Annotated in this window: 20 protein-coding genes and 1 tRNA gene; 10 read left to right on the top strand and 11 right to left on the bottom strand. The window is 41.7% G+C overall.

The genetic code is table 11. From position 1 onward, the window contains the following. Window positions 1–15 precede the first annotated feature (15 nt). From DDV96_RS03765 to tgt, 3 genes are read right to left on the bottom strand one after another with little or no spacing between them, the layout of a single operon-like run. Window positions 16–918: a DMT family transporter gene (locus tag DDV96_RS03765; protein WP_116693406.1), complete on the bottom strand. Its 903-nt coding sequence runs from the start codon at window positions 916–918 to the stop codon at window positions 16–18. Beyond that, window positions 905–1,984 (bottom strand): LptF/LptG family permease, encoded by a 1,080-nt coding sequence (locus tag DDV96_RS03760; RefSeq protein WP_116693405.1) that lies wholly within the window; start codon window positions 1,982–1,984, stop codon window positions 905–907. Before DDV96_RS03760 ends, DDV96_RS03765 begins: the two co-directional genes overlap by 14 nt. After that, window positions 1,984–3,114 carry a tRNA guanosine(34) transglycosylase Tgt gene (tgt, locus tag DDV96_RS03755; RefSeq protein WP_116693404.1) on the bottom strand — a complete coding sequence of 377 codons (1,131 nt, stop codon included), beginning with the start codon at window positions 3,112–3,114 and terminating at the stop codon, window positions 1,984–1,986. The genes DDV96_RS03760 and tgt overlap by 1 nt, the downstream gene beginning before the upstream one ends. 340 nt (window positions 3,115–3,454) lie before the next feature. Between tgt and DDV96_RS03750 the strand changes: the two genes are divergently transcribed. Genes DDV96_RS03750 through DDV96_RS03740 form a run of 3 tightly spaced genes read left to right on the top strand, consistent with a single transcriptional unit; the run spans window position 3,455 to window position 5,962 of the window. After that, window positions 3,455–4,300, top strand: coding sequence for a transketolase (locus DDV96_RS03750; RefSeq protein WP_116693403.1), 846 nt, complete (start codon window positions 3,455–3,457; stop codon window positions 4,298–4,300). Window position 4,301: 1 nt separating this feature from the next. After that, on the top strand, window positions 4,302–5,012 hold the full coding sequence (locus DDV96_RS03745; RefSeq protein ID WP_116693402.1) for a hypothetical protein: 711 nt from the start codon (window positions 4,302–4,304) through the stop codon (window positions 5,010–5,012). Beyond that, window positions 5,009–5,962 carry a transketolase family protein gene (locus DDV96_RS03740; RefSeq protein ID WP_116693401.1) on the top strand — a complete coding sequence of 318 codons (954 nt, stop codon included), beginning with the start codon at window positions 5,009–5,011 and terminating at the stop codon, window positions 5,960–5,962. The genes DDV96_RS03745 and DDV96_RS03740 overlap by 4 nt, the downstream gene beginning before the upstream one ends. A gap of 94 nt (window positions 5,963–6,056) precedes the next feature. Here the strand turns inward: DDV96_RS03740 and DDV96_RS15805 are convergent, their stop codons facing one another. Next, window positions 6,057–6,209 carry a hypothetical protein gene (locus DDV96_RS15805; RefSeq protein WP_165805955.1) on the bottom strand — a complete coding sequence of 51 codons (153 nt, stop codon included), beginning with the start codon at window positions 6,207–6,209 and terminating at the stop codon, window positions 6,057–6,059. A 178-nt stretch (window positions 6,210–6,387) separates the two neighbouring features. On the opposite strand from DDV96_RS15805, the gene DDV96_RS03735 reads away from it, so the two are divergent. Further along, window positions 6,388–6,873: a ferritin-like domain-containing protein gene (locus DDV96_RS03735; RefSeq protein WP_116693400.1), complete on the top strand. Its 486-nt coding sequence runs from the start codon at window positions 6,388–6,390 to the stop codon at window positions 6,871–6,873. 146 nt (window positions 6,874–7,019) lie between these two features. Here DDV96_RS03735 and DDV96_RS03730 read toward each other — a convergent pair whose 3' ends face one another. Next, window positions 7,020–8,405 carry an MBL fold metallo-hydrolase gene (locus tag DDV96_RS03730; RefSeq protein WP_116693399.1) on the bottom strand — a complete coding sequence of 462 codons (1,386 nt, stop codon included), beginning with the start codon at window positions 8,403–8,405 and terminating at the stop codon, window positions 7,020–7,022. A gap of 142 nt (window positions 8,406–8,547) precedes the next feature. Between DDV96_RS03730 and DDV96_RS03725 the strand changes: the two genes are divergently transcribed. Both DDV96_RS03725 and DDV96_RS03720 read left to right on the top strand, forming a co-directional pair. Next, window positions 8,548–8,865, top strand: coding sequence for a hypothetical protein (locus tag DDV96_RS03725; RefSeq protein WP_116693398.1), 318 nt, complete (start codon window positions 8,548–8,550; stop codon window positions 8,863–8,865). A 164-nt stretch (window positions 8,866–9,029) separates the two neighbouring features. Beyond that, window positions 9,030–10,040 carry a M28 family metallopeptidase gene (locus tag DDV96_RS03720; protein ID WP_116693397.1) on the top strand — a complete coding sequence of 337 codons (1,011 nt, stop codon included), beginning with the start codon at window positions 9,030–9,032 and terminating at the stop codon, window positions 10,038–10,040. Between the two features lie 282 nt (window positions 10,041–10,322). On the opposite strand, the gene DDV96_RS03715 is transcribed toward DDV96_RS03720, so the two are convergent. From DDV96_RS03715 to DDV96_RS03705, 3 genes are all read right to left on the bottom strand, one after another. Beyond that, a tRNA-His gene (locus tag DDV96_RS03715) sits at window positions 10,323–10,398 on the bottom strand. 101 nt (window positions 10,399–10,499) lie between these two features. After that, a complete protein-coding gene (gene bshB1 / locus DDV96_RS03710; RefSeq protein WP_116693396.1) occupies window positions 10,500–11,216 on the bottom strand; it encodes a bacillithiol biosynthesis deacetylase BshB1 in 717 nt (238 codons plus the stop codon). A gap of 3 nt (window positions 11,217–11,219) precedes the next feature. Next, complete coding sequence (locus tag DDV96_RS03705; protein ID WP_116693395.1) at window positions 11,220–12,392, bottom strand: trans-sulfuration enzyme family protein; 1,173 nt, start codon at window positions 12,390–12,392, stop codon at window positions 11,220–11,222. A gap of 63 nt (window positions 12,393–12,455) precedes the next feature. Between DDV96_RS03705 and hutI the strand changes: the two genes are divergently transcribed. Genes hutI through DDV96_RS03685 form a run of 4 tightly spaced genes read left to right on the top strand, consistent with a single transcriptional unit; the run spans window position 12,456 to window position 16,593 of the window. Further along, the gene (gene hutI, locus DDV96_RS03700) at window positions 12,456–13,691 is read left to right on the top strand and encodes an imidazolonepropionase (RefSeq protein ID WP_116693394.1); all 1,236 of its coding nucleotides are present in this window, start codon (window positions 12,456–12,458) and stop codon (window positions 13,689–13,691) included. Continuing rightward, on the top strand, window positions 13,691–14,701 hold the full coding sequence (locus DDV96_RS03695; protein ID WP_116693393.1) for a formimidoylglutamase: 1,011 nt from the start codon (window positions 13,691–13,693) through the stop codon (window positions 14,699–14,701). The genes hutI and DDV96_RS03695 overlap by 1 nt, the downstream gene beginning before the upstream one ends. Continuing rightward, a complete protein-coding gene (locus DDV96_RS03690) occupies window positions 14,698–15,162 on the top strand; it encodes a GNAT family N-acetyltransferase (protein ID WP_116693392.1) in 465 nt (154 codons plus the stop codon). Before DDV96_RS03695 ends, DDV96_RS03690 begins: the two co-directional genes overlap by 4 nt. A 39-nt stretch (window positions 15,163–15,201) precedes the next feature. Continuing rightward, window positions 15,202–16,593 (top strand): hypothetical protein, encoded by a 1,392-nt coding sequence (locus DDV96_RS03685; RefSeq protein WP_116693391.1) that lies wholly within the window; start codon window positions 15,202–15,204, stop codon window positions 16,591–16,593. A 188-nt stretch (window positions 16,594–16,781) separates the two neighbouring features. Here the strand turns inward: DDV96_RS03685 and DDV96_RS03680 are convergent, their stop codons facing one another. The 3 genes from DDV96_RS03680 to DDV96_RS03670 are packed head-to-tail and all read right to left on the bottom strand — an operon-like array spanning window position 16,782 to window position 19,660. Beyond that, window positions 16,782–18,089: a glycosyltransferase gene (locus tag DDV96_RS03680; protein WP_116693390.1), complete on the bottom strand. Its 1,308-nt coding sequence runs from the start codon at window positions 18,087–18,089 to the stop codon at window positions 16,782–16,784. Beyond that, window positions 18,089–18,376, bottom strand: coding sequence for a hypothetical protein (locus tag DDV96_RS03675; protein WP_116693389.1), 288 nt, complete (start codon window positions 18,374–18,376; stop codon window positions 18,089–18,091). The genes DDV96_RS03680 and DDV96_RS03675 overlap by 1 nt, the downstream gene beginning before the upstream one ends. Before the next feature lie 48 nt (window positions 18,377–18,424). Then, a complete protein-coding gene (locus DDV96_RS03670) occupies window positions 18,425–19,660 on the bottom strand; it encodes a hypothetical protein (protein WP_116693388.1) in 1,236 nt (411 codons plus the stop codon). Window positions 19,661–19,664 lie beyond the last annotated feature (4 nt).

Here is a 19,664-nt window from a genome sequence, read left to right as displayed (position 1 = left end):
GATAAAATTTTGTTGTTAGGTATTGGGCAATCGCCTTTTTTTTCTTTTCAACCTGTTTTTAACCACGCCATTGGCGATGACGGTTGCAATGATTATTGCGGCGCCGTAATAAAATTCTGGATTCATATATTCGCTATCGCCCAGTATCAACAAGGCCAAGATGATTCCATATACCGGTTCCAGGTTTACGGTGAGCATTACGGTATAAGGGCTTATCCATTTCATGACATGCACCGAAGCCAGAAAAGCATACGCCGTGCACACCGATGCCAACAGCAACAACAGCAGCCAATCGTTTGTTGACAGCTGAAACAATCCTGAAGTGATTTCCCCCTGAAAAGCCAAATATGCGGTAATGCACAACCCACCGAAAAACAGTTCGTACAGCGAAATAACCGATGCTTTGTGTTTTATGACCAGTGCCCCGTTGATGATGGTAAAAATGGCGCCCAAGAAAGAAGCGGCCAATGCCAGGCCAATTCCCCAAACGTAATCGGTTTCCACATTAAAAATAAGGTACAGCCCTGCAATTACGGTGATTCCGAAGAACACTTCGTACCCTATTATTTTCCGTTTGAAGAAAAGCGGTTCCAGCAGCGAGGCAAAAAACGCCCCGGTGGACATAATCGCCAAGGTTACCGAAACATTCGATGCTTTTATCGCTCCAAAGAAACACAACCAATGCAAGGCAATGATAAAGCCTGCAAAGAAAAATTTTGAAAGGGTTTTAACCGAAAAACGCAATTTTTCTTTCTTCAGCAACACAAAGAGAAAGATAAACCCTGAAGCCAAGAGCATCCTGAACCACACCAACGGAATGGCATCGATGGAAATTAAAGCCCCCAGCACGGCCGTAAAGCCCCAAATAAAGACGATACCGTGCAAATGCAGGTAGTTGAACAGTTTAGCGTTTGGCATTTTTCAACAGGTAAATCGCTAAGATACCAAATACAATGTTAGGGAACCATGTGGCGATAAAGGGTGAAAAAGTACTTTGCTCTGCCATGGTACCAAAAATTTTATCGAAAAAGATAAAAACCATCCCAATGGCAATACCAATGGCAAGGTTAACCCCCATGCCGCCACGGCGTTTCACCGAAGATACTGCAACAGCAATAACGGTCAATATATAGGCAGAAACCGGCAGGCTCCACCGTTTGTACCGTACCACTTCGTACCTGTTTATATAAGAAGAGCCTTTTGCTTTCTCCCGTTGAATAAAATCGTTGAGCTCTGTAAAGTTCAAGGTTTCGGCAATGTATTCGACTGGGGTTAAATCCTCCATTTCAAAAGGAAAGACCGTGTCAAGTTTGGTTTCTTTTAAAAGCCGGTCATCGTTTTCGCCCACTATCCGTTTTTTGTAATTGTAGAGGGTGTAGGAGCTGTCTTTTTCGTTATACCTTATCCGGCTGGCCGAAAGCTTGTATTTCATTTCATTGCCTTCAAAATGTTCTAAGGTAAAATTGTTTCCGGTTTTTTCCTTTACATTGAAATAGCTCACATAAATATAATCGTTGTCGTTTATTTGCCGGTACATGTTAGATTGCGCCCGGTCCTGTTTCCCTTTCTTTAGGTATTTGTATTTAAATTCGTTAAACCCCTTGCTGGCCATGGGTGCGAGATACATGCCCAAAATCAAAGCGCCAACACATACAATGGTCGCCCCAATCATATACGGGCGTAAAAACCGATAGTAGGAAACGCCACTGCTTAAAAAGGCGATAACCTCGGTATTGTTGGCCAATTTTGAAGTAAACCAGATGACCGACAAAAACAAAAACAACGGAAACAAGAGGTTGGCAAAGTAGATGGTAAAATCTAAATAATACTTGGCCACTTCGATAAAAGGCACCTCGTTCTCCAAAATCTTATCGATTTTTTCGGCAAGGTTTACCGTGATACCGATAGGGATAAACAATAGGAGCAACAGCAAGAATGTGCCCAAGTATCGCTTCAGAATGTATTTATCGAGTATGCTTAACATTAAAGGCGTTTATCCATTTGTTTGACCATTTTGTTTTTCCACGAGGTGAAATCCCCCGCTAAGATATGTTTTCTCGCTTCACGAACCAACCATAAATAAAACCCTAAGTTATGGATGGTTGCAATTTGCATGCCCAAGAGTTCCTTTACCTTAAACAAATGGCGCACGTATGCTTTGCTATAAGCGGTATCCACCCAGGTGATATCCATCTCGTCAATGGGTGAGAAATCGGTTTCCCATTTTTTATTTTTTATGTTTATGGTGCCGTGCGCGGTAAAGAGCATGCCATTTCGGCCGTTTCGGGTGGGCATGACACAATCGAACATATCGATGCCCAAGGCAATGTTCTCCAATAGATTGATTGGGGTCCCCACACCCATTAAATAACGGGGTTTATCTTTGGGAAGTATTTCGGTGACCACCTCGGTCATGGCATACATTTCTTCGGCCGGTTCGCCAACCGAAAGTCCGCCAATGGCATTTCCTGCCGCCCCTACCGAAGCAATGTACTCTGCAGATTGCTTCCGCAGATCTTTATACGTGCTTCCTTGCACAATGGGAAAAAGTGTTTGGTTGTAGTCGTACTTTAAAGGTGTTTTCCCTAAATGCGCTACACAACGATCCAACCAACGGTGCGTCATGTGCATGGAACGTTTGGCATAGTTATAATCGCAGGGATAGGGCGTACATTCATCGAAGGCCATAATAATATCGGCGCCGATGGTCCGTTGTATTTCCATCACGTTTTCGGGCGTGAAAAAATGCATGCTCCCGTCAATATGCGACTTGAACTTCACCCCTTCTTCCTTGATTTTTCGGTTTGCCGAAAGCGAATACACTTGATAGCCCCCGCTATCGGTCAAGATATTTCGGTCCCAATTCATGAATTTATGGAGGCCACCAGCTTTTTCGAGCACTGTGGTTTGCGGCCGCAAATACAAATGGTAGGTGTTTCCCAAGATAATATCGGGATTGATGTCGTTGGAAAGTTCGCGTTGGTGTACGCCTTTAACTGAACCTACCGTCCCAACCGGCATAAAAATGGGGGTTTCAACGGGGCCATGGTCTAATGTGATGGTCCCGGCGCGGGCTTGGCTCTCGGGATCGGTGTTTTCTAATTTAAATTGCATGCATGTTTTTTTCTGAACGATGCCCAAACCGAAACTTCGGAAGGCAAACGGCTGCAAAGATAACAGGATTTGTTTAGATACTTGAGATATGAGACGTTAGATATGAGACGTTAGATATGAGATGTGAGATCTGGGATTTAAAATTCGCTTTGCTCTGGCTCGCCTTCCCCTTTAGCGAAGAAAGTAACCAAAAAAAGATCAACTCAATTTAGGGGACGTCACGATATTGTAGTTGTTCTTTTTAATAACTTCCCTTAAATCGTTGATAACTGAAGGAATTATCTTTTGCCCACGCCTTGGAAACCCGTATTTTTGATGCTGAAAAAACAAAATAACGCACATGGCAGATTTACAACACCTTGAGGATTTAGTGGTTCAGGTCCGCAGGGATATTTTAAGGCAAGTACACGCAGTAAACTCAGGGCATCCCGGAGGTTCTTTGGGCTGTACTGAATTTTTCGTCGCATTGTACCAAGAACTGATGGACCGCAAGGACGATTTTAATATGGACGGAATAGGCGAAGACCTTTTCTTCCTTTCAAACGGGCATATTTCCCCGGTTTTTTATAGCGTTTTAGCGCGGTCGGGTTATTTCCCGGTGGAGGAACTGAAAACCTTTCGCCACATCGATTCCCGTTTGCAAGGACATCCAACCACTCACGAAGGATTGCCCGGGGTTCGGGTGGCATCGGGATCGTTGGGACAGGGGATTTCGGTTTCCATTGGCGCTGCCGAAGCCAAAAAACTGAACAACGACAACCATTTAATATACACCCTCTGTGGTGATGGGGAATTACAAGAAGGCCAAAACTGGGAAGCCATTATGTATGCCGCAGGAAACCAAGTGGACAACCTCATCGTGACCATCGACTTGAACGGCCAGCAAATTGACGGTGCTACCCACAATGTACTTCCGTTAGGCAATGTAAAGGGCAAGTTTGAAGCCTTTGGCTGGGACGTATTGGAAATTGAAGAAGGCAACAAACTTTCGGCCGTATTGGAAGGCATGAAAAAAGCCAAGGCAAAAACCGGACACGGAAAGCCTGTTTGTGTGTTGTTACACACCGTGATGGGGAACGGGGTTGACTTTATGATGCACACCCACGCTTGGCACGGGAAAGCTCCCAATGATGAGCAATTGGAAAAGGCCTTGGCACAAAACCCGGAAACCCTACAAGACTATTAAGATGAACAAAACCACATATTTACTTTTAATCGCGCTTTGCTCTAGCTATTTTGCGTTTGCCCAAACCAAAAGCATTACGTTTGATTATAGTGTTACGTATGAAATTCCGAATAAACGGAAAAACACCACCGACACCATAACCGTAAGCTACAATAAGGAAGGAAGCTATATATATACCAGCGCTCCCATATTGGCCAGTCAGTTAGGTGCCCGTATGTTTAAGCAAACCCAGATGGATCTATCCTCCATGAACTCGCATATTATACTCGATACGCAGAAGGCTATCCTCTATATGGATTTGAGTTTCAATGAAAATATCTTTTTTTTCAAAATGGATATGAAGGATATGCTTCCTCCAATGAATAATCCATTAAACCAAGAGGTGGCGTTAATTTCTGAAAAAACATCGGAATCAGATGTACTGTTCGGCAAGGAACGGGATGTATATTCCATTTACCCAAGCACAGAACCCGATAAACCCATTACAGTGGTTTTTGATGCAGAGCATAAGGTGGACAACAATGCTATTTTCAAAGAATTTTTACAGCTCATGCTCTACAAAACCCAGAGCAAAGGGAGCATAGACTTTAATTTGCCACAAGGATTGCTATTAAAAGCAACCGTAAAAGATAAAGTGGTTTTAAAAGCAATTGCGATGGACACCAAACCCTTGGAAGTTAATTTCTCACATAATTTCAACATTTCAAAATGAAAAAATATACAGACAGCGGAAAAAAAGACACCCGGTCCGGTTTTGGAGCAGGATTGACCGAATTGGGAAAAACCAATAAAAACGTCGTGGCCTTGTGTGCCGACTTGACCGGTTCCTTAAAAATGGACGACTTTAAAGAGAACCATCCAGACCGCTTTTTTCAGGTGGGGATTGCCGAAGCCAACATGATGGGAATGGCCGCAGGCTTGACCATTGGCGGGAAGATCCCGTTTACCGGGACTTTTGCCAATTTTTCCACCGGGCGTGTTTATGATCAAATTCGCCAAAGCATTGCCTACAGCGGGAAAAACGTAAAAATCTGTGCTTCGCACGCCGGAGTTACTTTAGGGGAAGACGGAGCTACCCACCAAATTCTCGAAGATCTCGGCTTGATGAAAATGCTTCCGGGCATGACGGTTATCAACACCTGCGACTATAACCAGACCAAAGCCGCCACCTTGGCCATAGCCGAGCATCAAGGTCCTGTCTATCTCCGTTTTGGCCGGCCGAAGGTAGCCAATTTCACCCCTGAAGATCAAACATTTGAAATTGGGAAAGCTGTTCAGCTGCAAGAAGGAACCGATGTAACCCTTGTAGCCACAGGCCATTTGGTATGGGAAGCATTGCAGGCTGCCGAAAAACTGAACGAAGCAGGCATCAGTGCCGAAGTAATCAACATCCACACCATTAAACCTTTGGACAATAAAGCGATACTGGATAGCGTTGGTAAAACAGGGGGCATTGTCACTGCCGAAGAACACAATTATTTAGGTGGGCTTGGTGAGAGTGTCGCCCGTGTATTAGCCGAAAATGCCCCAGCGCCACAAGAGTTCGTGGCAACGCAAGATACTTTTGGCGAATCTGGAACCCCAGAACAACTCATGGAAAAATATGGCCTTAACGCCAATGCCATTGTAAAAGCTGCCAAAAAAGCGATCGCGCGAAAATAACCTTTTTTTGCTCCAGCCTGTCAAACGCAGGCTTTGATCAAAAAAGAAAGCCCCGCAAAATTTTGCGGGGCTTTCTCTTGTTCCGTACTTGCCATTAAGCCGTATCACGGGGTTGATGTTGTTCTTTTCGTTGTTTTACTTGTTGGTTTATTTCTTTTCCATCAGACTCTTTTTCCTTTTTATTAATGGCCTGTTCTTCAATGCTCTGTTTTTGCTTTTCCAATTCGCTTTTCTTGTCTTGTTCCATGGCTATTGTTTTTTATTGTTCATTTAAATATAAACAGCAAAAGCCTGAATATCAAATAAATTACAATTCATTAACATGCTTTGTTAAAGGCTTCTCAATTGGCAAAACACTAAGAAGCAACTTTAAAGATAGATTGTATTTTTAGGAGTGAATTCAAAAAACAATAAAAGCAGAAACTATGAAAACTACAAGGGAACAAGCAAAAGAAACCGTTCATAAGGACTTGGTGAACAACCTTCAAGGCCTTCTTGAAAAAAATTACGATGCCGAAAAAGGATTTACCAAGGCCATGGAAGATGCCAAGGACAGCAACTTAAAACGGTTTTTGAAAGAACAGGCACGAAAACGTAATAAATTTGCAACCGAATTGGACCGTGAAATACGATCGTTAAACGAAAAACCTAAAGAAGATGGCAGCACCACTGGCGATTTGCACCGAACTTGGATTGATGTAAAAACCGCCTTTACCGGAAAAGACGATGAAGCGGTATTGGAAGAATGCATCCGTGGCGAAAAAGCCAGTTTGGAGGAGTATGAAGAAACACTGAAAGAAAACCGATTTCCACCCAACTTGGAATCAATTTTAACCAGTCAACTCTCTGAAATAAAATCGACCGTAGCAAAAGTAAAAAACCTAGAAGACCTTGCTGAGAAGGATAATTAATGGCGAATGAAGATGTAACGCAAGAAGAAACCCTAAAGTCTCCTCCACTTTAGGGTTTTTTTTTAATAATTAGACGTAAGACTAAATCGGTAATAATTATAAATTCCTCTTTATGGTAAATTGAATTTCAGTTTATTTTTTACAAATTACTTGGTTATCTCGATTCCCGCTTCTTTTATGGCTTTAAATCCGCCGGCCACGTCGATCGCGTTGTGGATGCCGCGGCTTTTTAAAATGGAGGCCGCAATGACCGAACGGTACCCACCGGCACAATGGACATAAAAAGGTTCTTTGCTTGGATAGTCTTCTAAATGGTCATTGATCCGGCTCAAAGAGGTGTGTTTAGCAGCAAGAATATGTGCTGTTTCAAATTCACTGTCTTTTCTAACGTCGAAAACCGGTACTTGATTATTTAATTTTTCTTTTAACGTTTCCGCTGAAACGGATTGCATGCTGTCCACTCCTTTTCCAGCTTGTTGCCATGCTTGGATTCCACCTTTTAGATAGCCCAAGGTATTGTCGAACCCCACCCTGGACAACCGGGTAACGGCTTCTTCTTCCCGTCCTTCATCAACGATCAACAAAATAGGTTGTTTTACGTCGGCAATTAAATCGCCCACCCACGGAGCAAATCCGCCATCGAGACCAATAAATATTGAGTTTGGGATATGGCTTTTTATAAAATCTTTTTGGTGGCGCACATCCAACACCACCGCTGCAGTAGTATTTGCCAAGTTTTCGAATTCTCGGGGCGATAACGCTTTGGTACCGCGAGATACCACTTCGTCAATATTATCGTAGCCTTCTTTGTTCATCTTTACATTAAGGGGAAAGTAGCTTGGCGGTGGCAGCAGGCCGTCGGTTACTTCTTGTATAAACTCCTCCCGCGTCATATCATTTCGCAAGGCATAATTTATCTTCTTTTGGTTGCCCAAGGTGTCCACTGTTTCTTTCATCATATTTTTTCCGCAGGCAGAACCGGCTCCATGTGCGGGATACACCGTAACATCATCGGCTAATGGCATTATTTTTTCGCGGAGGCTGTCAAACAAAATACCGGCGAGTTCTTCTTGAGTCATACTCGCTGCTTTTTGAGCGAGATCGGGGCGGCCCACATCGCCCAAAAACAAGGTGTCGCCACTAAAAATAGCGTGGTCTTTACCGTTTTCGTCCCGAAGCAAATAGGTTGTGCTTTCCATAGTATGTCCTGGGGTGTGCAGGGCTACGATGGTCGCTTTTCCTACCTTAAACTCCTGTCCATCGGTGGCAATAACGGCATCGAAAGAAGGATCGGCATTGGGGCCATAAATGATGGGGGCGCCGGTTTTTTCGGAAAGCGAAAGGTGCCCGCTTACAAAATCGGCATGAAAATGGGTTTCAAAAATATATTTTATCTCGGCCTTGTCGCGTTTGGCGCGTTCGGTATAGGGTTGTGTTTCGCGCAATGGGTCTATAATGGCCGCTTCGCCGTCACTTTCAATGTAATAAGCCCCTTGCGACAAGCAACCCGTATATAGTTGTTCTATGTTCATTTTTAAATAATTTGCAACAAAGATACGGATTGTTGTGGTTCACATAGTATGATACTTGTAAGCGCTTTGTGTATTTTCACATAATTTTTAGAAAATAGGTGCTAACTTCAACTATCTTTATCGGCATCCAAACTATGTAATTATGAAACGATTTGCAATTTTATTATTTTCAACTTTATTGTTTGCCTGTGCAAGCGACACAGACGACACCCAGACCGTTCGTGATATGGCGGTAGCCGAAGTAAAGAAACAAATGGACCTTCCGGAAGGCACCACTTTCAACAAGGAAAACATTGAGGTTTCTAAAGAAGCTTCCAGCACCGAAAACGTGGAAACCATCTATGTGGTGAAAATCTCCATAAAATCGCAAGACCAGGACGGCAACGAAATAGTAAATACACATAGGCTAACGTATAAAAAAACAGACGAAAACACTTATGAACTCACGTCGTTTAAATAAGTGGTCCATCATCATTAATATTTAAAGCCAATTGGTTTTTGCCTTTGATCTTGATTGCTGCCCAGAAGGCTCGAACAGGCAAGGGAGACCACGATTTAAAAAATTCATTCTATCTTTTAATTTACCAATAAAACATACTTTTTAACAATCCATATTTTTTATCCATGAAATATCTTTTTCTTTCCCTGCTATCGTTACTTGTTATTTCGTGCAACACAGCACAAACAACTACTTCAACCAAAAAAACACGGGTGGATTATGCCAATGGCATTACCGCTGACGAATTAGAAACCATGCTCTATACCTTTGCCAGCGATGAGATGCAAGGCCGGATGACGGGCGAAAAAGGGCAAAAGTTGGCTGCGGAATACCTTCGGAATTTTTATCAAGACCACAACATTGCTTCTCCCATAGCACCCAACAATTATTACCAAAACATCCCCGCCGAATATTTTGACAGAATGGAAGATCCCAAATCTTCGGAAAACGTTGTCGCTTTTATTGAAGGCTCTGAGAAACCCGATGAAATATTGGTGCTTTCGGCCCATTACGACCATGTGGGCATGCGTGAAGACGGCACCATATATAACGGAGCCGATGATGACGGTAGCGGGACGGTCGCAATGCTGGAAATAGCCGAAGCGTTTCAACAAGCCGTGAAAGACGGAAACGGCCCCAAGCGCTCTATATTATTTTTACACGTTACCGGCGAAGAAATAGGGTTGTACGGCTCGCGCTACTATACCGAAAATCCGCTCTTTCCATTAAAAAACACGGTGGTCAACCTCAACACCGATATGATTGGCCGTATTGATCCCGATAAAAAGGACAACCCCAATTATGTTTATTTAATTGGTAGCGACCGGTTGAGCCAAGAACTGCACGATCTTTCGGAAAAAGTAAATGACCAATACACCAATTTGGAATTGGATTACACCTACAACGATGAAAACGATCCCAACCGTTTTTATTACCGCAGCGACCATTACAACTTTGCCAAGCACAACATCCCGATTATTTTTTACTTTAACGGCGTACACGAAGATTACCACAAACCCACCGACACACCCGATAAAATTGAATATGATTTATTGGCAAAACGAGCCCAACTCATTTTTCAGACGGCTTGGGAAATAGCCAACCGGGAAGACAGGATTATGGCTGATAAGCTTTGATGCTGGGTGATGGATGACGGGTGATGGATGCTGGATGATGGATGATGGGTGCTAGAGGCTGGATGCTGGGTGATGGATGACGGGTGATGGATGACGGGTGATGGGTGATGGATGCTGGATGATGGGTGCTAGAGGCTGGGTGATGGATGATGGGTGCTGGGTGATGGAGGCTGGGTGCTGAAAAAATAAAACCTAAAGTCTCCTCCCCTTTGGGGAGGCTGGGTGGGGACAGTTTGCCCGAAACAAAAAAAGCCCCTCGTTTCCGAGAGGCTTGGTCTTTTTGGGTGGAAGATCGGTTTCGAACCGACGACCTCCTGAACCACAATCAGGCGCTCTAACCAGCTGAGCTACAACCACCATAACATTTCGCTTTAAAAGCGAGCCCATCAATACTTGACAGGCGGGTGCAAAGATAAGGCATTTACAGCTTTTGCACAAGACAAAAATAACACAAATTTTTTATATCAAATCAAAAATAGAGTCCACGGCAACGTAACGCTCTGCCGTAAAGCCCTCGCCGTGTTCCACACCAATGAGTCTTCCCAAGTTTTGTGCCCGGTAGGTAATGCTTTCATTAAAATTCGCCGTGGCGATGGGCGTTATGGGTTCTTTGGAATTTTCATCAAAAAACTGACTTTTATATGCTGCGACCGATTCGAGTTTTTTATCCAGAAACCCGGTAATGTCCACCACAAAATCTGGTGTTAGGTCTTTCCATTGTATGTAATGGTACACGTGTTTAGGCCGCCATTCTTTTTGATGATTGTCTTCGTGAATGGTCTCTATTTTTCGTAAACCACTTAAAAAACAAGCATCACTGACCAATTTACTGCCTTTTCCGTGGTCAATATGGCGGTCGTCTATGGCGTTGCACAATACGATTTCGGGACGGTATTTCCGAATGATTTTAATGACCTCCAACTGGCTGGCAGCATTGTTCACAAAAAACCCATCGGAAAACTGTAAGTTGTGCCGTACCGCAACACCCAAAACTTCAGCCGCATCCCGTGCTTCTTTGTCCCGTATTTTGGCAGTGCCCCTTGTTCCCAGTTCGCCACGGGTTAAATCGAGGATTCCTACTTTTTTTCCGTTGGTCACTTCTTTTGCAATAGTTCCTGCGCAGCTCAATTCTACATCATCTGGGTGAGCGCCAATGGCCAATATATCTAACTTCATGCTTTATGCTTTTTGTATTTCTTTATTAGAAACCGCTTCAAATGCTTGTTCCAAATCGTATATTAAGTCGTTTTTTTCTTCAATCCCTACAGAAAAACGCAACAATCCATTGCTAATGCCCTGTCGTTCTCTTTCTTCAGAAGAAAGCAATGCGTGCGATGTTTTAGCAGGCGATAAAATGGTCGATTCCACGCCAGCCAAACTCATCGATTCTTTAATCAATTTCAGCGATTTCATAAACTTGGAAGCATCCAACTCTTCGATTAATTCAAACGAAAGCATGCCACTGTATCCCCGCATCTGTTTTTTTGCCAATTGATGGTCTGGATGGTTTTTTAAACCGGGGTAATACACTTTTTTCACCAATTCATGTGCCTCTAACCATTTGGCCAACTTCTTAGCGTTTTTATTTTGGGCCTTTACACGGAGTTTCATGGTTTTCATGCTGCGTTCCAACAGCCAAACGGTATAATCGCTCAGGCTACCGCCGAGGTTTTTGGCGATGTTCCAAATTTTGGTGATGTGCGCTTCGGAAGCGGCAACGGCTCCCGCACAAATATCGCTATGGCCGCCCATATATTTGGTTGCGCTGTGTATCATAACATCAATGCCGAAATCGGCCGGATTTTGATTAATAGGCGACGCAAAGGTGTTATCGATCATCGTAACGATATTTTGCTCTTTTGCTATTCGTGAAATCATTTCCAAATCGGTTATGAGCATCAACGGATTGGAAGGGGTTTCCACAAAAATGACTTTGGTATTTTCCTTTATTTTGGAAGTGAAATCGGCTTCAGAAAAACCATCGGTAAAATCATACTCAATCCCAAATTTATCAAATTCTTCCACCACAAAATTATAAGTCCCGCCATACAAAGCTTTTTGCAACACCACGTGATCGCCGGCGTGTAAAAAAGCCAACATTGTAGTACTGATGGCGGCCATCCCGCTTCCAAAGATCAAACCAGCTTCGGTTTTCTCGAGCATGGCAATTTTTTCGCAAAGCGCTTCTTGATTGGGAGTGTTAAAATACCGTGGATAGCGTTTTACATCCACGCCTTCATAGGCATAGGAACTTGATGGATAAATAGGGGAAACGGCTCCTTTAAACTGTTCGTCCTTTACTTCACCAACGTGTGTACAAATGGTATTTATTCCTAAATTTTTCTTTTTCATACTTCTGAAATTTTCTGAACGTCTAAGGTATAAATTCCTTGTCAAGTTTACTATCTTTATGGTATGAAATTACTACTCACAAACATAAAAACGCTGTTACAAACCCGTGAAAATCCGCCGAAGAAAGTCAGCGGAAAAGAAATGGGAAATTTACCCAAAATAGAGAATGCATGGTTACTGGTTGAAAACGGTAAGATTGCTGACTATGGCGACATGAAAAACCTTCCGGAAATTGAAGGTTTTAAACCCATAGACTGCACGGGTAAAATCGTGATGCCAGCTTGGTGCGATTCGCATACACATATTGTGTATGCCGGCAACCGCGAGCAGGAATTTGTTGACAGGATTAAAGGCTTATCGTATCAAGAAATTGCTGAAAAAGGCGGCGGAATTGTCAATAGCGCCAAGAAACTGCAAGAAACTTCAGAAAAAGAGCTCTACAGCCAATCGGCCAAACGGCTGGAAGAAGTGATGAAACTGGGAACGGCTGCCATTGAAATAAAAAGCGGCTACGGCCTCACCACCGAAGCAGAATCTAAAATGCTTCGCGTGGCCAAAAAACTGGAAAAACACTATCCAGTCACGGTGAAAACCACGTTTTTGGGTGCCCACGCCGTTCCCACGGAATACAAAGAAAACAAAACGGCGTACATTGATTTAATCTGTAACGACATGCTGCCGAAGATTGCCGCAGAAAAGCTGGCCGATTATGTAGATGTGTTTTGTGAAGTTGGGTATTTTTCGGTTGAAGAAACTGAACGAATTCTAGAAGAAGCCCAAAAACATAAGCTCATCCCTAAAATTCACGTGAACCAATTCAATGCCATAGGTGGGATCGCCACTGGGGTTAAATACAACGCATTAAGTGTAGATCACCTTGAAGTCATGACCGACAAAGACATTGAAGCTTTAAAAGGCAGCGAAACGATGCCGGTAGCGCTTCCCTCCTGCTCTTATTTTCTAAGCATTCCATACACACCGGGCCGAAAGTTAATTGATGCTGGGCTACCACTTGCCTTGGCCACCGATTACAATCCGGGTTCTACACCCAGCGGAAATATGAATTTTGTAGTCGCTACCGCCTGTATAAAGATGCGCTTAACACCAGAAGAGGCGATTAATGCAGCCACAATTAATGGAGCGTATGCCATGGGCATTAGCGACACCCACGGCAGTATTACCAAAGGGAAAACAGCGAGCCTTATCATTACGAAAGAAGTGCCATCGTATGGATATTTGCCGTATTCTTTCGGGAGCAACTTAATCGATTCGGTAATTATAAACGGGGAGCTGATATAATGGAAACAGTACGGTTTTATTCAAAAAAAGAACTTGAACAATTTATAAGCAAGCGGTTGGGCGAAGAAAAACTGGGCCAAGCAGTGACGACCGTTACCAATTGGGACGCATTGAAAAACAGCCCATCAAAATATGTCTTGCTCGGCATTCCCGAAGATATAGGCGTACGCGCCAACCACGGGAAACCCGGCGCGCGCGATGCATGGCTTACGGCTTTGCAGTCGTTTTGCAACATTCAGAACAATGCATTTACCCAAGCTGAAAATTTAATTGTTTTAGGCGAAATAGATTGTAAGACCCAAATGGAGCAAGCCGAAAATATTGGGCAAGACGATCCGCATTATTTTGAAAAACTGGGCGAATTGGTCACCCAAATTGACGATAAGGTTTCCAAAACCATCAAACAAATCGTTCAAGCAAACAAGATACCCATCATAATTGGCGGAGGTCATAATAATAGCTTCGGAAATTTAAAAGGGACCTCGCAAGCCATTGGAAAGCCTATTAATTGTGTGAATTTTGATGCCCATACCGATTTTAGGGCACTGGAACACCGCCATAGTGGCAATGGCTTTTCGTATGCTTTTGAAGATGGGTTTTTAAACAAATATTCTATATTCGGGATTCACCGCAATTATACTTCAAAAGCGGTTTTTGAAACGATGGACACCAATCCTAAACGCATTCAGTATTCTATTTTTGAAGAAATTGCCATTTCAAAAAAAATATCGTTTTCAAAAGCCCTTCAAAATGCTGAAGCATTTATAAATACTAAAACCGAATATTTTGGCGTGGAATTAGATTTAGACGCCATTGAACACATGGGCAGCAGCGCGATGACACCAAGCGGCTTTACCTTGACCGAAGCGCGGAAATTTATTCGCTATTTTTCAGAAAAAGAAAACTGCAAGTACATTCACATTTGTGAAGGCGCCCCAAGCTTTTCAGCAAACCCAAATCAATTAGGAAAAGCCATTTCATATTTAATTTCAGACTGTATCGCTTCATGAAAATAGTACCGTACGAACCACAGTATGCTCAAGACTTTTACGACCTCAACGTTGAATGGTTAGAAACCTACTTTTATGTGGAAGATTTTGACCGGGACGTGTTGAGCAATCCGGACAAGTACATTTTAAATCCTGGTGGGCATATCTTTTTTGCACTTGAAAATAACATCGTTTTAGGAACCGTTGCTCTTTTAAAGAAAGAAGAGGGTGCTTTCGAATTAACTAAAATGGCTGTTTTGCCCAACCAACGCGGCAAGAAAATAGGACAGAAATTGATGCAATATTGTATCGATTTTGCAAAACGGAATAACTTTAAGAAACTCTTTTTGTATTCCAATACCAAGCTGGAAAATGCTATTTATATTTATAGGAAATTCGGGTTTGTTGAAGTGGAGCAAGAAGCTGATGTGCCTTATGAGCGGAGTGATATAAAGATGGAGCTTAAATTTATAAAACGGTAACTTTTGTTTTAGTATATTACCAAGCTTAAATCCATACTTATGAAACAAACAATACTTTCTTTATTCATTTTTCTATCATCTTACACCATTACCTCGGCAAATGAACTTTTTAGTTTTTCATTAGGGGAAAACTATAAGTTCGAAAAAACACATTCGGTAAATATCGGCATACAGGCTACAATACATCTAGTGGTAGCAAAAAACAGGGACACCAGAAACTACGATTTGTTACCTTTTTATGTAAACGCCAACCAAGAAATAACACAATTGGAGACCACCTCTTACGATAAAATACCGGAGATTATTTCATACCATCACAACGCCAATACCGTTACGCTTTTAAATTATCAGGATGACCAATTGACCCTTGTTGATTTTGATATAGAAACAGGAAATGCGAGCAGTAAGCGAGTGGATGATTTTGAAAAACCGGAACATATTTTCCGTTTGCCCAACAAAACTATTTTCCTTGAAGTAGATCGCAGAGGAGAGCATATCACGGTCACCGAACTGGAAAGCGTCAATTCCATTCATTCTGAAAGTGTACCGATTCCTGAAGTTTCACAAAAAGAAGTGAGAAGACTTTTTAAAGAAGCTATAGAAGAAGTATTTACAGACGAATATGTAAAAAATGGTTCGATATCAGAATTTCAGGCTTATTATGAAAGTGATAAATTTATCATTGTTAAAAATGATGAAAGGAAAGACTTTATAGAAACTTTTGAAATAGACCCAAAAAACCCGAAAGTTCTTTCTATAAAAGAATTTAACCTTGACAAGCTTGATAAAGTTAAAGACAGGAATTCCTACTTAGTAAAGGACAGGCTATTTTCAGTAGTGATAGGAAAAAAGGACTTAAACCTAACTATCAACAATTTAACTACCGGTATGGAAGAAAAGAGTTTTCTTCTCAGTGAGGATTTAGGACAAGGTGGAATTTCTGATGATTATAAAGCATTTTTAAAGCAGGCCAAACGCAACAAGATTACATCCACCGTTGCAGTTAATCATACAAAAGAAGGCAACTATTCGGTAACCATAGATTATGTTGATGCGGTAAGCTACCATTACAACCACAACTGGTTTTTTATGCATCAAATGATGTGGCAACAACAGATGCTAATGCAACAGACAATGATGCCCGGTGGTTTTGGCCCCAATCCTGAATTATATAATGAAGTGGATGTTGTTTATTTTAAAGAAAAACCAGAAGCCATCACTTTTGTGCTTTCAAAGCAATTGGATGTTTTAGAAAACGTAAATCCAGAAACAACCTATACCTATGTAGATAAAGAAAAATATATGGAAGATCTGGATGAAAACAAAACCATACGAAACTACAGTGTTGGTTTTTTAGAACACGAGTACCGCTATATCTACACGGATAAAAAAGAGGAAATGATCTACATAAAAACGGAACCTATTGAATAGAAAACCTAGATGGGCAGAAAAAGCGACAGACACATCTTAGTGCGAAATGTTATAAAGATGGAGCTGTCTTTTTTATAGTTATAACGGATGACCTCACAGGTTTTTAAAACCTGCGAGGTCTAATCTAAGCCTGTTTGTTTTATCAACTTTTTCGTTAAAAACCTCAAATCAAAGGTCTTCCTCCTATGCTATAAAGCTTGTGCCTCCGCTAAAGCTTCGGCAACACGCGGACGGGGGACAAGTAGAGACGTTTGAGGTTTAGTTTTTCTGTTCTTCTCTTCAATCCATTTGGCCATAAACTTGGTGCTTTGGGCGGTGTGGTGCTGTAAAATTTGCCCAAAAAAGTGTTTGTTTCGATGTTGAAGTAGGTTACTTTTAATAGTTTCAATTCTTTCTAAAAAAGGTTTAATAAACAGCGTTTTATCAAATCGATTCACAAGGGTCTCAAAACCTTGATTTTGGTTTTCTAACCAAGCTTTTTCATCGGTATATAACGTGATGGCTGTATTTATAAAATCGCTCCAATTAGCTTCGTCGTTATTAATTTTTTCAGAAAAGTTATAAATTCCCTCCGCTCCTATTTTGGTAGTTACAAAAGGCGTCCCACATTGCATGGCATCGAACAACTTCCCTTTTAAACCAGCCCCAAACCGAATGGGCGCCAAGCATATCCTGGCCTGTTGCATCACGTCATGGCCATCTGCTGCCCAACCTTTGATTAAAAACCCTTCTTTCCCGTTGTGCAATTCCTTTATTTGTTGGGGAGCATACGCACCAAAAATATGCAGTTCAGCTTTTGGAAGTTTTACTTTAAGTTGTGGCCAGATTTCTTTTTTCAGGATTTTAACCGAATCCACATTGGGCGCATGCAACAAATTGCCAATGGTAATAAAATGCTCTCTTTCCTCAAAAACTGGGAGATTTTGACTTTCCTCTTCTGAAATGGGAGAAAGTAAAAAAGGAAGATAAAACAATATATCTTTCGGAATGGAAAAGGTCTTTTGTAACAGCGTCATTTCGGTTTCTGAAATAATGAGTGATAGATCGCAGCGCCACATACTGGCCAATTCCCGTTTGGCCGTTTCAGTGAACAAATTGGCTTGTTCAACAGGTTTGTCTTTTTTTATTGCTGTTTCGCGTGCTTTCCGAAGGAAATGCAAGTCTTCTGTATCCAAAATTTTTACAGCTTTGGGACAGGTTTCAGAAACGCTCCAGCCAAATTGCTCTTCGGTAATAAAGCGATCAAAAAGCACAATAGTTGGATTCAGCTTCAGAAGAAATTCATCAAAAGAACTGTTGTTGAGCTGGATTGTTTCCGAAGTAATTCCTAAGCTTTTTAAATCTGCAGAATTTTCACCTTGACTTGCCGTGCTGGCAAATGTTACTGCATACCCATCTTCTTGAAATAATCTAATTAGTTGCAGCATTCTTGATCCCGCGGCCGTTGTGTTAGGCTCAGGAAAGGTGTGGCCTATAATGAGCAGTTTCTTAGCCATTAATTAAAGACTAAATTATAGCTGATAAACTGCCATATAATCGAGGCCATCACGGTGGCACTTATAAAAAGGGTGGTCAAAATCACGATTTTTTTGTTCGAACGCCAGTTTATACCGTTCAAGACAAGCTGTATGACCAATGCTATTGCCTGCGTGAGTAAAAAGGCATCGCCAAACTGCCAATCGGGATTGTTTTGTTTAAGGATGAAGGTTACAATTATTAAAATGACAAGCAGCACCGTTATTGCAGTTACGGTCCATTTTGGGAATCTAAATCGATTTTTCATATCATAAAGATACGATTTGTAGATTTCCTTTCCAATTTTGAAAAGAGACTATTGCTGTAAGTTTTCGATATCCAATTTGGCTGTCTTAACTATTTTTGGACCGTTGGTTTCTGTCCAAGCAAAAAATAATTTATTGTTCATTTTTACCATCTGTGGAAATCCGCTAGCACGTTCGGCACTGATTTTTGTAACCAAAACTGGTTTTCCAGTACTACCCGAAGTACTCACTTTTCTAACTTTCACAACTTCATCTTCCCCTTGTGGTTCCATCCAAACGATAGCAGCATCTTTTTCTGAAAGCATCACCACTTCCACTCTTCCGGTGGCATTTTCAGTATCGATCCTAATAGGTTTTCCAAAATTAACTCCGTTATTTTCGGAAAATATTAGTTGTACCTTTCCTTCTCCTTTAACGGCAGTAAACCAACCTACCGCAACCGTATTTTTAATAGCAGCTATTGAAGGTCCGTTTACAGGACAACCGGGAATTTCCCAGTTATCGTCACCAATGGTTTGAGATGGCAGTGGTTTTCCGTCCTTAAAACGGATTACTGAAATATCCCTGATTTCATTTTCACTTCTATCACGATACGCAACAATAGGACCAGTATTGGTCATAGCCGACGAAGTTCCGCAGCAATCACAAACACGAGCATCCAATTCAATATCGTTTATAATTTTCCCTTCAAAATCAACTGAAGCACTTCGCAACGTCATGGCACCACTTTCCTTATGCGAATCGTGGTTCTCATGACCTGTACCAGCAGTATTTCGCCCATCAAGCCACGTTACAAAAAAACCGTTTTTGCTTGGTATCATCGAAACAAAACCGTGTTCGCTTTTTGTACCATCATTATGAAGAAGAAAATCATTCTTCCAGTTTTTTTCTTCGGAATTGTAAAGGTCTAATTTCACATCATACGTATAGGTCCCTTTTGCTGATTTTTGTAGGTGACTTGTTAAAACAACACCGTTATTTTCAGCTATTACCGGGAAATCTGCCCAATTTACAAACCAATCTGTCCCGGAGCTAACCGCAATAGGCTCCTGCCAATTTTTAGATTTATACTTTGAATAATATAAGGTTGAAAGGCTGTCCCGTTTCGTTACGTACGATAAGAAAAGAGACTCTCCATTACTGAACAATCTTGGCAATGAACTGTTTGGCCCAGTAGGATTGGATATTAATTGAACTTCTTTAGTTACTTCAGTAGAAGTGGTTTTATCCTCGTTTTTACATGAAATAAAAAGAAATAGGAATACTATAAAAGAAACTCTCATCATTTTA

The organism is Marixanthomonas spongiae (assembly GCF_003095375.1).
GTDB lineage: Bacteria > Bacteroidota > Bacteroidia > Flavobacteriales > Flavobacteriaceae > Marixanthomonas > Marixanthomonas spongiae.
This window is presented reverse-complemented; position numbering and strand designations above follow the sequence as displayed.

Bases quoted from the DNA above. Each gene is read 5' to 3' on its own strand.
- DDV96_RS03750 (WP_116693403.1), top strand. From the start codon at position 3,455: ATGGCAGATTTACAACACCTTGAGGATTTAGTGGTTCAGGTCCGCAGG.
- DDV96_RS03760 (WP_116693405.1), bottom strand. From the start codon at position 1,984: ATGTTAAGCATACTCGATAAATACATTCTGAAGCGATACTTGGGCACA.
- DDV96_RS03705 (WP_116693395.1), bottom strand. From the start codon at position 12,392: ATGAAAAAGAAAAATTTAGGAATAAATACCATTTGTACACACGTTGGT.
- DDV96_RS15805 (WP_165805955.1), bottom strand. From the start codon at position 6,209: ATGGAACAAGACAAGAAAAGCGAATTGGAAAAGCAAAAACAGAGCATT.
- DDV96_RS03670 (WP_116693388.1), bottom strand. From the start codon at position 19,660: ATGATGAGAGTTTCTTTTATAGTATTCCTATTTCTTTTTATTTCATGT.
- DDV96_RS03740 (WP_116693401.1), top strand. From the start codon at position 5,009: ATGAAAAAATATACAGACAGCGGAAAAAAAGACACCCGGTCCGGTTTT.
- DDV96_RS03690 (WP_116693392.1), top strand. From the start codon at position 14,698: ATGAAAATAGTACCGTACGAACCACAGTATGCTCAAGACTTTTACGAC.
- DDV96_RS03720 (WP_116693397.1), top strand. From the start codon at position 9,030: ATGAAATATCTTTTTCTTTCCCTGCTATCGTTACTTGTTATTTCGTGC.
- DDV96_RS03725 (WP_116693398.1), top strand. From the start codon at position 8,548: ATGAAACGATTTGCAATTTTATTATTTTCAACTTTATTGTTTGCCTGT.
- DDV96_RS03685 (WP_116693391.1), top strand. From the start codon at position 15,202: ATGAAACAAACAATACTTTCTTTATTCATTTTTCTATCATCTTACACC.
- DDV96_RS03695 (WP_116693393.1), top strand. From the start codon at position 13,691: ATGGAAACAGTACGGTTTTATTCAAAAAAAGAACTTGAACAATTTATA.
- DDV96_RS03675 (WP_116693389.1), bottom strand. From the start codon at position 18,376: ATGAAAAATCGATTTAGATTCCCAAAATGGACCGTAACTGCAATAACG.
- bshB1 (WP_116693396.1), bottom strand. From the start codon at position 11,216: ATGAAGTTAGATATATTGGCCATTGGCGCTCACCCAGATGATGTAGAA.
- DDV96_RS03680 (WP_116693390.1), bottom strand. From the start codon at position 18,089: ATGGCTAAGAAACTGCTCATTATAGGCCACACCTTTCCTGAGCCTAAC.
- DDV96_RS03735 (WP_116693400.1), top strand. From the start codon at position 6,388: ATGAAAACTACAAGGGAACAAGCAAAAGAAACCGTTCATAAGGACTTG.
- tgt (WP_116693404.1), bottom strand. From the start codon at position 3,114: ATGCAATTTAAATTAGAAAACACCGATCCCGAGAGCCAAGCCCGCGCC.
- DDV96_RS03765 (WP_116693406.1), bottom strand. From the start codon at position 918: ATGCCAAACGCTAAACTGTTCAACTACCTGCATTTGCACGGTATCGTC.
- DDV96_RS03745 (WP_116693402.1), top strand. From the start codon at position 4,302: ATGAACAAAACCACATATTTACTTTTAATCGCGCTTTGCTCTAGCTAT.
- DDV96_RS03730 (WP_116693399.1), bottom strand. From the start codon at position 8,405: ATGAACATAGAACAACTATATACGGGTTGCTTGTCGCAAGGGGCTTAT.
- hutI (WP_116693394.1), top strand. From the start codon at position 12,456: ATGAAATTACTACTCACAAACATAAAAACGCTGTTACAAACCCGTGAA.